The organism is Mucilaginibacter sp. AK015, from assembly GCF_014200785.1.
In the GTDB taxonomy this organism is placed as follows: Bacteria; Bacteroidota; Bacteroidia; order Sphingobacteriales; family Sphingobacteriaceae; genus Mucilaginibacter.
Genome location: NZ_JACHCV010000006.1, coordinates 80,054 through 92,583 on the forward strand (window position 1 = coordinate 80,054; position 12,530 = coordinate 92,583).

Here is a 12,530-nt window from a genome sequence, read left to right on the forward strand (position 1 = left end):
AGGGTCTTTTTAATCGGGATGAAACTTTCGTTAACAGATGGGTAAGGCGAGACGATGCACTCTCTTTTGGTCAGTGCTGCTACGGATCGTTAGCCCGCTCATTGCCGCGGAGGGCTACTTGTTTTTCGCTGTTGTTTGTTTTTTTAAGGTGCTCAAGAGGGCTTCGCCGTTTTCTCTTGATAGAAAAGAAGCAAAAGATCAAGTCAGAGCGATGCTTCAGCCCGCCCTGCCGGTTCTTAACGCTTTTTTCTCGATTGTTCGCTGCGCTCCAATCCATCGAAAAAAGCTAAACCGTCATTCCCGCCATACGCCCGGCCCGCTCACTCTGACAGGAAGCCTTGCGCTCGTCTGACCCTCATTGCAAGCGTAGCAATCTTCGATAGAAAAGCCTGTGCAAAGAAAGAAAGTACTATCCTAACGACACCTCAAAATGCGGCATTGGCCTGTTCGGATAGCACAGGAATTGCCTTAGCACACCCTTTCAAAGAACAGGACGCAGCCGCGACTTTTCTTTGGTTACTTTCTTTTGAGAGAAAAGAAAGTAACATCCACTGACGGCTCAATAACTCACTACCATTCCTAACGAAGAACTGTTAAAGTGCTGTGCTAAAATGAACGCAAGTCCGCTCATTGCCGCGGAGGGCTACTTCTTTTGTCTTGAAACAAAAGAAGCAAAAATTCAAGTCAGCAAAAAGGCTTCTTGCCCGCATTGCCTTTACCCCGCAAACCGTGCAGAACCACGGGCTGGAAACTTTTGCCCCACGCTTCGCCGCACATCGCCCGCGCTTCAGCAAAATTCCCTATGCCCTTGCCGCCCGCAGCCCACATCGTTCTGCCCGCTTTCGTCCGAAGCTGCTTTGCTGACGGGAAGAAATTGCCTGAACCATGATTTGTAGGATTTTTTGATTTAAGGATTTTCTCAAACACATCATGGCGAGCGTAGCGTGCAATCTTCGATAGGCCATTCGCTCTTGAAAATCGAGCCTGACAAACTTAACGACACCTCAAAATGCGGCATTGGCCTGTTCGGATAGCACAGGAATTGCCTTAGCACACCCTTTCAAAGAACAGGACGCAGCCGCGACTTTTCTTTGGTTACTTTCTTTTGAGAGAAAAGAAAAATAACATCCGCTGACGTTTCACTAACCCATTGCTATTCCTCACGAAGAACAAAAAGGTTCCCTGCTCCCGCATCAAAATAATAACAAGATAAAGATGGGATCAAACTCATTATTTACACCTAAACATTTTTATTCCGATAAGCAATATATTTCCGCATCTCGTTACCTTTACCACCGCATGCACCACACACAAACCGCTGATAAAACCAAATGGTTATACCTTTTTACAGGGCTTGCTGTTCTGCTTAATTTCAGCGGGTTGTTCATACCTATCCTGGCTCCCGACGGTACACTGTACGCCGTCATCGCCAAAACCATGGTGCAGCGAAACGATTATGTGCAGCTGTTTGTACATAATGCCGACTGGCTGGATAAGCCGCATTTTCCGTTTTGGGTAACGGCGCTTTCATTTAAACTTTTTGGCTTTACTAGCTGGGCGTATAAGCTGCCGGGTATTTTATTTATGCTGATGGGTGCGACATATACCTATAAACTGGCTAAAGAGCTTTATAACAAACAAGTAGCCTTGTGGTCGGTATTGATATTGCTTACGGCGCAGCACATCATACTTTCTAATAACGATGTGCGTGCCGAGCCTTATTTAACCGGGCTCATCATCGCGTCAGTATATCATTTTTATAAAACATATACCCTTAATAATTTTTGGCAATTAGTATGGGGGGCTGTTTTTGCCGCCTGCGCCATCATGACTAAAGGGATGTTTGCCCTTGTGCCGATTGGCGGCGCAATAGTAGGGCATTTGGCTATCACCAAACAATGGAAACAGCTTTTTAACCTGCGCTGGCTGCTGGCCGCTGTGCTGATACTGGTATTCATCCTGCCCGAAATTTATTGCCTGTACCAACAATTTGATGCCCATCCCGAAAAGATGGTGTTCGACCGTACCCATGTATCGGGCATTAAATTTTTCTTCTGGGATAGCCAGTTCGGCAGGTTTTTTAACACCGGCCCTATAAAAGGCCACGGCGACCCATCGTTTTTTGTGCATACCACCTTGTGGGCTTTTTTGCCCTGGTCGTTGATGTTGTTCGCGGCGATATGGCATTTTGTTAAAACCGGGTTACGCGACGTGCAAAAACGCGAGTGGCTTTGCATCAGCGGTGCTATGTTAACCTTCCTGCTGTTCTCGGCCTCAAAATTTCAATTGCCGCATTATTTAAATATCGTATTCCCGTTCTTCGCTATCATAACCGCGCAATATTTAGCCGCTTTGCAATCGGTACAAACCATTAAAGTAATCAGAGGGGTGCAAATTGCTGTGGTGGTTTTGTTATTGCTGGTAATTTGCGCGCTGCAGTACTTTTTTAAGCCCGAAGTATTTACCTGGGATACCGCCCTTACATTATTGGTTTGGCTTGGATTATTATTGATACTGCCCGGCAACTTCGCCAATACGGATTTCAGGCAAACCGCCTTTCGCACGCTTATTGCTGCCTTTATAGTAAATCTTTACCTCAACCTTGCCTTTTATCCCTCATTGTTAAAATACCAGGCCGGGAGCGAGGCTGCTGTTTGGATCAACAATAATAACCCGCAAAACCTGCCCGTGGTGCAAAGCTGGGAAGATGCCAATTACCCCATGGAATTTTACCTGAACCAATGCCCGATAATTATTGGCGAAGACGGCAGCGGGAAACTACCCGCGGCGCCCTTTATATTTTATGGCCCTGCAAACGTCGTGGCAAGGTTTACAGCAAAGGGTTACCGGGTACAGCATAAGGCAACGTTTCAGCGTTATTGGGTATCGCGGCTTAAGCCGGCTTTTTTGAATAAGGCTACGCGCAATAAACAGGTTACGCAAATGGAAGTTGCTCTTGTACAATAATAAATGTACGCGGGATTGTAGCGATTGCCGTTTACCCTGCGTAATAATAGAAAACTAATAACCGATCTTATGGCACGCAAAACTTCACTGCTATTTTTAAGCCTTTTGGCTATTGGCTTTGTTTCATGTAAAAAAAGCGACAATAACCCCGATACGGGCAAAGCCCTTGAACTTACATCCGAAGAACAGCTTAAAGTTGCGGCGGACAATGCATTTACGCTTAAGCTGGTTAAACAGCTTAATGGCAACGGTACTGCTACCGACAATATGTTTGTGTCGCCGCTGAGCGCGAGCTTTGCGCTGGGCATGACCAGCAACGGCGCCAAGGGCGAAACGCTGCAGGGGATAAATACCGCTATGGAATTTACCGGCTTTAGCCAGGCGGCCATAAACACCTATTATAATAAACTGATAACGCAATTGCCCAACCTGGAACCTAATACCGAGGTTAACATTGCCAATTCTATATGGTACAAACAGGGCTTTGAGGTGGTGCCGTCCTTTATCGCTACCAACACCGATGCTTACAAGGCAAAGGTGCAGGCGCTTGATTTTGGCTCTGCATCAGCAAAAGAACAGATGAACCAGTGGGTAAGCGAGCAAACGCATGGCAAGATCCCTTCAATAATCGGAAACGTCCCCGGCAATGCGCGTATGTACCTTATCAACGCCATTTACTTTAAAAGTATCTGGAAAAATAAATTTAACGCCGCCGATACCAGGAAAATGGCGTTTGTAACCAACACGGGTGCTACCGTACAGGCCGACTTTATGAGTGGAAGGGTGGAGTATGGCAGCTATTTTGAAGATAATGGCAATAACAAATATACACAGGTTGCTGAGCTACCTTATGCCAATGGCAGGTACAGCATGGTTGTAATATTGCCTGATGTAAGCAGCAACGTTAACGAATTACTGGCCGGCATTGATAACGCCAAATGGAATAAATGGATGAAGCCTATGGGCGGCGGCATTAAAGACCAGGTGTTTTTCCCTAAGCTTAAGTTTAGCTATAGCACCCGCCTTAACGATGCCCTGGTGGCCATGGGAATGGGCAAGGCTTTCTCAGATGATGCCGATTTTACCGGTATATCAGCTGCCGGTGGCATAGCCATTACCGAAGTTAAACAAAAAGCGTATGTAGAAGTTAACGAGCAGGGCACAGAAGCGGCCGCGGCTACCTCTGTAGAGGTTGGCGTTACGGCAGCACCTCCCAGGGACCTGAAACTAAACCGGCCCTTTGTTTTCGTGATACGCGAAAACAGCAGCGGCTTGATATTATTTGCCGGTATAGTTAACAACCCGCTGTTAATGGGTAACTAAACAACGCGGCCCATTAACGGGTCAGAAAAACCTGGTTTGCCGGTTTCAACACGGCCGGCATACCTTTTTTCAAAATCGGCATATCCCTTCACCTTGATGCTGAAATCGTACCAGTTGTGCTGTTTGCTCAGGTCGAGTTTAATGGTTTGCGGCGCAAAGCTTTCCTGCTGTATGGTCATTCGCTTTGTGCCGGTTCTATACGCATTATCAACCACCTCAACCGTTACAGGTGTGGTAGTGCCCACCAGCCAAAAGGTAAGTACCACATTACCCGTTAACTGTTTACCGGCTGATTGATAAGCGAAATCAACACCGATGCCGGGGTCGTTAGCGTTGCCTTTAAACGCGCGGTAAAAACCATTAGGGCCATAAGTGCGCAGATAATAATTGCCGTTCTCAAACTCGTTAAGCGGCCAGGCATCGGTAACCGTATCGCCTGCCTTTACAGCGTAACTCCAGGTGCGTACCGGTTCCATCTGCTGCGGATCGCGGAACGAGGCATATCTACCGGGTGCATAAACGTTAAACGGTGCGCCGATAGCATTATCGCCAAAAGCCTTATTTCCCGCTGTAAATTTTAACTCCAACGCTGTTTTATCATCATTTAAGCGTCCATCAACATATAGTTCATACGGAAGTGCACAGGATGGTTTGATACCCGGTTCCTGCTTCGGCATGTAAGGTGATTGGGCCGGGTCTTTTTTAATGATTGCTATTTCGGCGACTGACAGATTTTTATAGGTCGACGGTACCTTTTTAAACTTGGCCTTGTGTATGCCCTCTACAAATTTTTCCCTGTTTAGCGATACCGGACTGGCTATCTTTTCTCCATTGTATGGCCTGAATGCCGAGGTTAGGTCGCCGCAGATGGTTCGGCGCCAGTCGCTGATGTTGTCCTCTTTTATTTTTTTTCCGGTTTTTTTGGCTAAAAACTTCTCCAGAAATTGCAGCGTTGAGGTATGATCAAAAACTTCGGAGTTTACATATCCACCGCGGCTCCAGGGCGAGGCGATAACCATCGGAACACGGTAGCCTAAACCGATAGAATTTTCGCGGTCGTAATCTATCGGGAAGTTTTTACGCTCGCGTTCCTGCTCCAGGGTTACAAAGTCTACGCGGGTATCAATCCCGTCAGATACCTTTCCGGTGCCTTTTTTATGCGAATGCGGCGCGGTAAAGGGCGGTACGTGGTCAAAGTAGCCGTCGTTCTCGTCATAAGTGAGTATAAAGATGGTTTTTTTCCACACGTCGGGGTTTTGGGTCAGGATATCCAGCACTTCTGAGGTGTACCAGGCACCGTACCACGGCGAATCGGGGTGGTCCGAGAAGTTTTCGGGCGCGGTTAACCACGATACGGTTGGCAATTTCCCTGTTTTAACATCTTCCCTGAACTGGTGCAGCACATCGCCTTTGGGCACTTTCATTTCGCGTTTGGTGCCGTTGTCATCATATTTAAGGGTGGCAAGCTCGCGGTAATGCGGGTCGCCGGTGTTTACAGCAAATGCTTTATGGTGTATATTTTTCTCTTTTTGTGAGAGTTTATTAAAAGTGGCATGGTTAAGCAGATCGGGGTTGTTCTTAAGATTATCAAGATCGGCACGCATTTGCTTTAGCTGCAGCTGCAGGTGGTCAATATGCGCGTCGCCTTTGGGTAAACCTGCTATCTTTTTCTCCATCGCGTTTATCTCGCCGGGCAGGGTAGCATATCGTTTCTGCATATAACTGATATGCTTGTCGTATAAATTGATGTTATACTGTTTAAAATATTCAAGCGGGTTATCGCCAAAGTTTGATAGCCAGGGTTCTTCCTCGCCCTCAAAACCAAGCGGTACGCTCATCTCGTTCTGGTAGCATTTCCAGGATATGCCTGCATCTTCCAACCGTTCGGGGTAGGTTGTCCAGTTTAACGTACCGTAATCTGCGTCCTCATTCCACACCCTGGCCCTGGTATCTTCGTTTTGTTTTTCGCGGATGGTGCCTGTCCAAAAGAAAAGCCTGTTTGGCGTTGTGCCTGTCAGCGATGAGCAGAAATGCTGATCGCACACGGTAAAGGCATCGGCAAACGCATAATGAAACGGCAGATCGTGCCGGTTATGGTAACCCAGGGTAAGCGGCATATCCGAGTATTCCTTAACACCCGATCGTTTTTCGTTAAGCCATTGGTCAAATTTCCCATCGTTACGGGCGTTTACCTGGTTGGCCCACGAGTGTGGCAGGCAGTTCATCCAGGTTGCACGGGTGTTTTTTATATCAAGATGAAATGGGGCGTAAGTTTCGCCTTTGTTGTTCGATTGCAGCCAAACGGGGTTTTTGTTGGGCAGACTGATAGCGCGGGGGTCGTTAAACCCACGTACGCCCCTAAGCGTACCAAAGCAATGATCGAACGACCGGTTCTCCTGCATTAACAGCACAATGTGTTCGGCATCGGCCCAGGTGGTGCCCGGGGCCGGGTTTATAGCCATTGCCTTTTGGATTGATGCAGGCAATATGTTGGCTAAACCGGCTGCGCCGGTAAGCATTGCGGCTTTTTTTAAAAAATCTCTGCGTGTATCTGACATGTGGCTAAGTTATAAATCACAGTTTAAATAGATGTGCTGTTTGGTAATGGTATTATTATATTATCGTAAAGATAATAGTACAAAAGTAAACCCTCATCGCCGGGTGGGGTTACCGTCTGATCGTGCACAAACCCGCATCGCGCTAATAACCGCCGCGACCGGATGTTATCTGCCAGGGTAATGGCATATATTTTATCCAACTGATAATGCTGGTGCACATAAATTAACGCGGCCATGCTTGCTTCATAAGCCAGCCCCTTACCTTCAAAACCGGGTAAAAAGGCAAAACCAAGGTCGGGCCGGTCAAGGTAATCGCGTTGTACCAGGCCGCACATGCCAATAGGCCGTCCGGTTTCTGTAATACTAACCAACCATAGGCCATACCCGTGTTTTGCGTACATGCTTTGGGGCCCGTTTTTGATATACTTAACGGCGTCTTCGTGGCTGTTAACATTTTTGTCGCCTATAAATTTTTTCCATGCAGGGGTGTTTAATAATTCAAAAACAAAGGCCGCGTCGTCAACCGTAAAACGGCGCAGGCTAAGATTAACAGAACAGAATAGAGTGCCAGACATATAAAATCTAAGCTATGCATAAACGGCAAACGGGACAAAATTTTTTGATAACGGCTGCGACTGCGCCATAACGGTAAAGCAAACAACACGTGTTAATTGCTTTTCTCGCAAACATTTGCGTACTTGTACAACCAATAATTACCTGCAAGCCCATCCTTATGAAAAAATATTGCCTTACCCTCGACCTGATAGACGACGAAGAACTGATCACGGAATATGAAGCGCATCACCAGAACATCTGGCCCGAGATAAAAGATAGTATTACTTCATCAGGCATTATCAATATGGAAATATACCGGCTCGGCACACGCCTGTGTATGCTTATTGAAGCGAATAATGATTTCACGTTTTCGAAAAAGGCGGCTATGGACGCTGATAACCAAAAGGTACAGCAGTGGGAAGACCTGATGTGGAAATACCAGCAGCCTATTAAAGGCGCGCTCGCCGGCGAAAAGTGGGTTCTGATGGACAAGATATTTCAACTGTAAATATTGATGTGCAGATCACAGATGTGCAAATATGCAGATGATTAATCGTGTGTAAACCACTAATTCTACAACTATTACTGATATGAAAAAGAAACTATTATTGTTTTGTTTATTATCTGCCATTTTTACAAACTATTTATGGGCGCAGGGCGCTTATACACCCACTGCCGAAAACCTGGCGCAAAGGCAAAAGTTCCAGGATATGAAGTTCGGGTTGTTTATCCATTGGGGTATTTACAGCATTTTGGGCGATGGCGAATGGGTGATGCACAATAAAAAGATACCTTACGATAGCTATAAAAGACTGACCGGCTTTTTTAATCCGCAGGATTTTAACGCTAAGGAATGGGTAGCCTTTGCCAAAAAGGCCGGGATGAAATACATTACTATCACATCGCGCCACCATGATGGGTTTAGTATGTTCGGCACTAAAATGTCGCCGTATAATATTATAGATGCCACGCCCTATCATAAAGACCCCCTGATGGAATTGGCCAAAGAGTGCGAAAAGGAAGGTATTGAGCTGCATTTTTATTACTCGCTGCTTGACTGGGGCAGGCCCGATTATGCTTTTGGCAGCCCCATAGTGGACGGTAAACCTGTTAATGGCGACTGGGACAGCTACATTAAATTTATGAAGGCCCAGTTAACCGAGCTGATCACCAGATACCCGGGGGTAAAAGGCATCTGGTTTGATGGCGACTGGGAGCGCACAAATGTAAACTGGCATTACGATGAAATTTACGGGTTGATACATAAGCTTCACCCGGCAATAATGGTGGGCAATAACCACCACGTAGCGCCAAAGGATGGCGAAGATTTCCAGATGTTTGAAAAAGACCTGCCGGGTAACAATACTACCGGCTTCGCGCCCGAACAAACCGTTAGCCGCCTGCCGCTCGAAACCTGCGAAACCATTAATAACAGCTGGGGATTTAACATTACCGACAGAAGTTTTAAATCATCAAAGCAGATCATCCATTACCTGGTGAACGCCGCCGGCCACAATGCCAACTTTTTGCTTAACATCGGCCCCATGCCCAATGGTAAGATACAGCCGGAGTTTACCGATACCCTGGCTATAGTTGGCGCATGGATAAAAAAGAACGGCGAAAGTATTTATGGTACGCGCGGCAGCGATATACCGGCACAACCCTGGGGAACGCTCACTGTTAAAGCTAAAACCATATACGTACACATCACCGAGCCTCAAGGCGGGGGATATATATTTATCCCGCAGGTAAAGCAAAAAATTGCCAAAGCCGAGTTGCTTGCCAGTGGCGGCACCGTTAAGTTTAAACAGCAGCCCGAAGATGTGTTCATATATACCACCGGCATAACCGCCGACCCGGTGGATACCATCATAAAACTGACGGTGAAGTAATATAAATCACCCTGTCATTTCGAACGATAGTGAGAAAACTTGTTCGAAATGACAGGAGAATGCTATTAAATCCTTAAACCGTTGCTTCTTCGGGTTTAAAGGTTGCTTCATCCGCGCTTGGGCCATAGCTGCCGGGGATGGGGATATTCAGCAACCGCAGGTAAACGCCAAGCTGCGCACGGTGGTGGATGATCTGCGATAGCGCCATACGGATAACTTCGCCTTTGGTGCGTACGCTATGAATGGTATCACCACTGCGTAATGTCCATTTTTCATCAAGTGTGCTTTCATTTTCGGCAATTAACTGCGAGCGGCCGTCAACAAGCGCTCTTTCGAACAGTTCCATCAACTCACCGGTATTATTTACAAATGTCGATTCGTAGCTGTTGTCCTCAAAATCGAGCTCATTAGTTGTCAGCGCCATGGTGATCCAGGTTGGCAATTCGGCAATGTGGGTGGCCAGGCGGCGCACATCCATACTTTTAACATGCGGTGTCCAGTCGTATTTATCGTTTGGCACACGTGCTAACATTTTGCAGGTAGTTTCCGACTCTTCGTTTAGCTGTTTCAGGAAAAATTGAATAAGTGACATAATGTTGTGTTTTGGTTTCTAATTCAAAGAAACGAGTGGGTAATGACAGCCCTATGTCAGTAGGAGAAAAATAATTTAAAATTTATTATTTGCTATGCATGCATAATAAATTTATCTTGCAGCATTTAAACCGATTATTTGTACCCAATACCGTTTTGGTGTTGATATGGAGGGTTTTCAGGTTAAACTAACTGCATAAATTAATCGTTAGCTTTACCAAAAACCAATTATAATCTACTTTTCTAAAATGGATCATTTACTAACAGACGCCCCCCCGGGCTATGATTTTTCTATAAGCGACAATCAACGAATGGTAGGCCAGATGGCAAAGGATTTTGCCGAAAAGCACATCAGGCCAAACGTAATGCAATGGGACGAGGAACAGCATTTCCCCTTACAACTATTTAAACAATTGGGCCAACAAGGCATGATGGGTGTGCTGGTACCCGAAGCGTACGGCGGCTCGGGCTTTGGCTACGCCGAATACGTAACTACTATTGTAGAAATAGCAAAAGTTTGCGGCTCGATAGGTTTATCGGTTGCGGCGCATAACTCGCTATGTACCGGTCATATCCTGGCGTTTGCCAACGAGGAGCAAAAACAGCGCTGGTTACCAAAACTGGCTACTGCCGAGTGGCTTGGCGCCTGGGGCCTTACCGAAGCCAATACCGGCAGCGATGCCATGCGCATGTCAACAACAGCCGTTTTAGATGGCAACCATTATGTTGTAAACGGATCAAAAAACTGGATAACACACGGCAAAAGCGGCGATATTGCCGTAGTAATGGTACGCACCGGTGAAAAAGGGGATAGTAAAGGAATATCTGCCTTGGTAATAGAGCGTGGCACACCCGGCTTCAACGCCGGTAAAAAAGAAAACAAACTGGGCATGCGGGCATCAGAAACTACCGAAATGATTTTTGACAATTGCCGCGTACCTAAAGAAAACCTTTTAGGGGCCGAGGGCGAGGGCTTTAAACAGGCTATGAAGGTGCTTGATGGCGGGCGTATCTCAATCGCCGCGTTATCATTAGGTATTGCCAAAGGTGCGTTTGAAGCAGCAGTTGCTTATTCAAAGGAGAGGCAACAGTTTGGGCAGCCGATAAGCAACTTTCAGGGAATTGCGTTTAAACTGGCTGATATGGCTACCGAGATAGAAGCAGCCGAGTTATTGATTATGCAGGCTGCTGATCTGAAAAACCGCCATTTGCCGGTTACCAAACAATCGGCCATGGCTAAATACTATGCTTCAGAGGTAGCGGTACGGTGCGCCAACGAAGCCGTACAGATATTTGGCGGTTATGGATATACTAAAGATTTCCCTGTAGAAAAATTTTACCGCGATGCCAAGCTTTGCACCATAGGCGAAGGAACTTCTGAGATCCAGAAGATCGTTATCAGCCGCGAAGTGTTAAAATAACAAGAAACTATACTGATCTATTATATTACCTAAGTACGCCTGCAGCTTAACCGCTGCGGGCTTTTTTTTGTAAATAAAAAAGCAGGCCTGGCCTTGCGCTATACCTGCTTTCTATAAATTTTTAATTAACTAATAACCGACAGTTTGATTAAATCTGTTAGTTGATACAAATATAAATAATTATCTTTTTAATTTAATAATTATCATATAAATCAAATTACTTTTCCTGCAAAATTACAATTGCTAAACAATCAATAAGTTATAAGCCTATTTTGCCAGTGTTACCGGTATTGGCATAACATAGTAAAATGCGCTCCTGTCAACGTTTTTAATATTTACATCCATGCTTTCGTTTACCTTATTAATATTTACGTTGATGCTGCCATCGGCGTTCACAGGCACCGTAACATATTTTTTGGTGTCGGCCATAGCAGGGGTAATACTGCTTTTAACTAAATTAAGGGTTAGCGCTACCGCGATAATTGTAAGTACGATTTTAGTGTATAGGTCTGTTTTCATCATGTTTGGTTTTGATAATTGAAAGATATCAAGAATTTTATACTGATGAAAATAAATAACGCTTAGTTACACGTATATATATAATGTACCGGTTTGTGCAAAGCAGTGCGCTTCGGTAATACCCCCTGCTATAGCCTGTTTTGCGCGGATCAGGACAATCGAATTTTTTGTGCTTCATTTTCAGCGTGTTAAAACTACACTATCAATAAATCACGTAAAGCGTTTGCATAGGTAAAATTTGTGCGTACCTTTGCAGCCCGCAAACGATCCCGATAGCTATCGGGAAGCGGGATGTTCTCTGAAAGTTTAGCAAAGCGATATTTTAAAAATAAAGTTTGCAAATTCAACAAAGGTTGCTACCTTTGCAGCCCGCCAAATCGGAAACGAAAAGCGGTTGTTAATTGAAAAAGCAGGCTCGAAAAAATAAAAAAATAAAGTTTGCAAAACAGAAAAAGGTTGCTACCTTTGCAATCCCAAAACGAGGGAGAAAAATCGGAAACGATTTCAAAAAACGTTAAAAGCTTAGAGCAATTCGAAAGCTTCAAAAATTTGAAAAGTTAAGCATTGTAAAATGCGAAAACATATAGGAAGTCTGAGACAGACGACCGCAAAAGTTCTTAAAAGAGATAGAGAATAAATTATGCAGCGTAACAGCAGGACAGCGATGTTCTGGATGTTAAGAGCGAGACTTGAGGGATGGGATA

General features: G+C 45.4%; 10 protein-coding genes. 6 read left to right on the top strand and 4 right to left on the bottom strand.

The features are described 5' to 3' along the window. Positions 1-657 precede the first annotated feature (657 nt). From HDC91_RS18910 to HDC91_RS18920, 3 genes are all read left to right on the top strand, one after another. Entirely contained in the window at positions 658-864 is a 207-nt protein-coding gene (locus tag HDC91_RS18910) for a hypothetical protein (RefSeq protein WP_183554881.1), read from the top strand. A gap of 435 nt (positions 865-1,299) precedes the next feature. Continuing rightward, positions 1,300-2,967, top strand: a complete 1,668-nt coding sequence (locus tag HDC91_RS18915) for a glycosyltransferase family 39 protein (RefSeq protein ID WP_183554883.1) — start codon at positions 1,300-1,302, stop codon at positions 2,965-2,967. Between the two features lie 69 nt (positions 2,968-3,036). Continuing rightward, on the top strand, positions 3,037-4,290 hold the full coding sequence (locus tag HDC91_RS18920; protein WP_183554885.1) for a serpin family protein: 1,254 nt from the start codon (positions 3,037-3,039) through the stop codon (positions 4,288-4,290). Here HDC91_RS18920 and HDC91_RS18925 read toward each other — a convergent pair. Both HDC91_RS18925 and HDC91_RS18930 read right to left on the bottom strand, forming a co-directional pair. Further along, the gene (locus tag HDC91_RS18925; protein ID WP_183554887.1) at positions 4,287-6,848 is read right to left on the bottom strand and encodes a phosphocholine-specific phospholipase C; all 2,562 of its coding nucleotides are present in this window, start codon (positions 6,846-6,848) and stop codon (positions 4,287-4,289) included. The two genes, HDC91_RS18920 and HDC91_RS18925, sit on opposite strands and share 4 nt — an antisense overlap. A gap of 23 nt (positions 6,849-6,871) precedes the next feature. Then, a complete protein-coding gene (locus tag HDC91_RS18930) occupies positions 6,872-7,423 on the bottom strand; it encodes a GNAT family N-acetyltransferase (protein WP_183554889.1) in 552 nt (183 codons plus the stop codon). Positions 7,424-7,581: 158 nt separating this feature from the next. Here HDC91_RS18930 and HDC91_RS18935 point away from each other — a divergent pair, with 158 nt between their 5' ends. Next, positions 7,582-7,911 carry an L-rhamnose mutarotase gene (locus HDC91_RS18935; RefSeq protein ID WP_183554891.1) on the top strand — a complete coding sequence of 110 codons (330 nt, stop codon included), beginning with the start codon at positions 7,582-7,584 and terminating at the stop codon, positions 7,909-7,911. A gap of 82 nt (positions 7,912-7,993) precedes the next feature. Beyond that, complete coding sequence (locus HDC91_RS18940; RefSeq protein ID WP_183554892.1) at positions 7,994-9,295, top strand: alpha-L-fucosidase; 1,302 nt, start codon at positions 7,994-7,996, stop codon at positions 9,293-9,295. Positions 9,296-9,368: 73 nt separating this feature from the next. Here the strand turns inward: HDC91_RS18940 and HDC91_RS18945 are convergent, their stop codons facing one another. Next, the gene (locus tag HDC91_RS18945; protein ID WP_183554894.1) at positions 9,369-9,887 is read right to left on the bottom strand and encodes a DinB family protein; all 519 of its coding nucleotides are present in this window, start codon (positions 9,885-9,887) and stop codon (positions 9,369-9,371) included. 247 nt (positions 9,888-10,134) lie between these two features. Between HDC91_RS18945 and HDC91_RS18950 the strand changes: the two genes are divergently transcribed. Then, on the top strand, positions 10,135-11,307 hold the full coding sequence (locus HDC91_RS18950; RefSeq protein WP_183554896.1) for an acyl-CoA dehydrogenase family protein: 1,173 nt from the start codon (positions 10,135-10,137) through the stop codon (positions 11,305-11,307). Between the two features lie 267 nt (positions 11,308-11,574). Here HDC91_RS18950 and HDC91_RS18955 read toward each other — a convergent pair whose 3' ends face one another. Then, positions 11,575-11,826 (bottom strand): hypothetical protein, encoded by a 252-nt coding sequence (locus tag HDC91_RS18955; protein ID WP_183554898.1) that lies wholly within the window; start codon positions 11,824-11,826, stop codon positions 11,575-11,577. Positions 11,827-12,530 lie beyond the last annotated feature (704 nt).

Coding starts and splice junctions, on each gene's coding strand:
- HDC91_RS18925 (WP_183554887.1), bottom strand. CDS start 6,848: ATGTCAGATACACGCAGAGATTTTTTAAAAAAAGCCGCAATGCTTACC.
- HDC91_RS18945 (WP_183554894.1), bottom strand. CDS start 9,887: ATGTCACTTATTCAATTTTTCCTGAAACAGCTAAACGAAGAGTCGGAA.
- HDC91_RS18930 (WP_183554889.1), bottom strand. CDS start 7,423: ATGTCTGGCACTCTATTCTGTTCTGTTAATCTTAGCCTGCGCCGTTTT.
- HDC91_RS18950 (WP_183554896.1), top strand. CDS start 10,135: ATGGATCATTTACTAACAGACGCCCCCCCGGGCTATGATTTTTCTATA.
- HDC91_RS18940 (WP_183554892.1), top strand. CDS start 7,994: ATGAAAAAGAAACTATTATTGTTTTGTTTATTATCTGCCATTTTTACA.
- HDC91_RS18920 (WP_183554885.1), top strand. CDS start 3,037: ATGGCACGCAAAACTTCACTGCTATTTTTAAGCCTTTTGGCTATTGGC.
- HDC91_RS18955 (WP_183554898.1), bottom strand. CDS start 11,826: ATGAAAACAGACCTATACACTAAAATCGTACTTACAATTATCGCGGTA.
- HDC91_RS18935 (WP_183554891.1), top strand. CDS start 7,582: ATGAAAAAATATTGCCTTACCCTCGACCTGATAGACGACGAAGAACTG.
- HDC91_RS18915 (WP_183554883.1), top strand. CDS start 1,300: ATGCACCACACACAAACCGCTGATAAAACCAAATGGTTATACCTTTTT.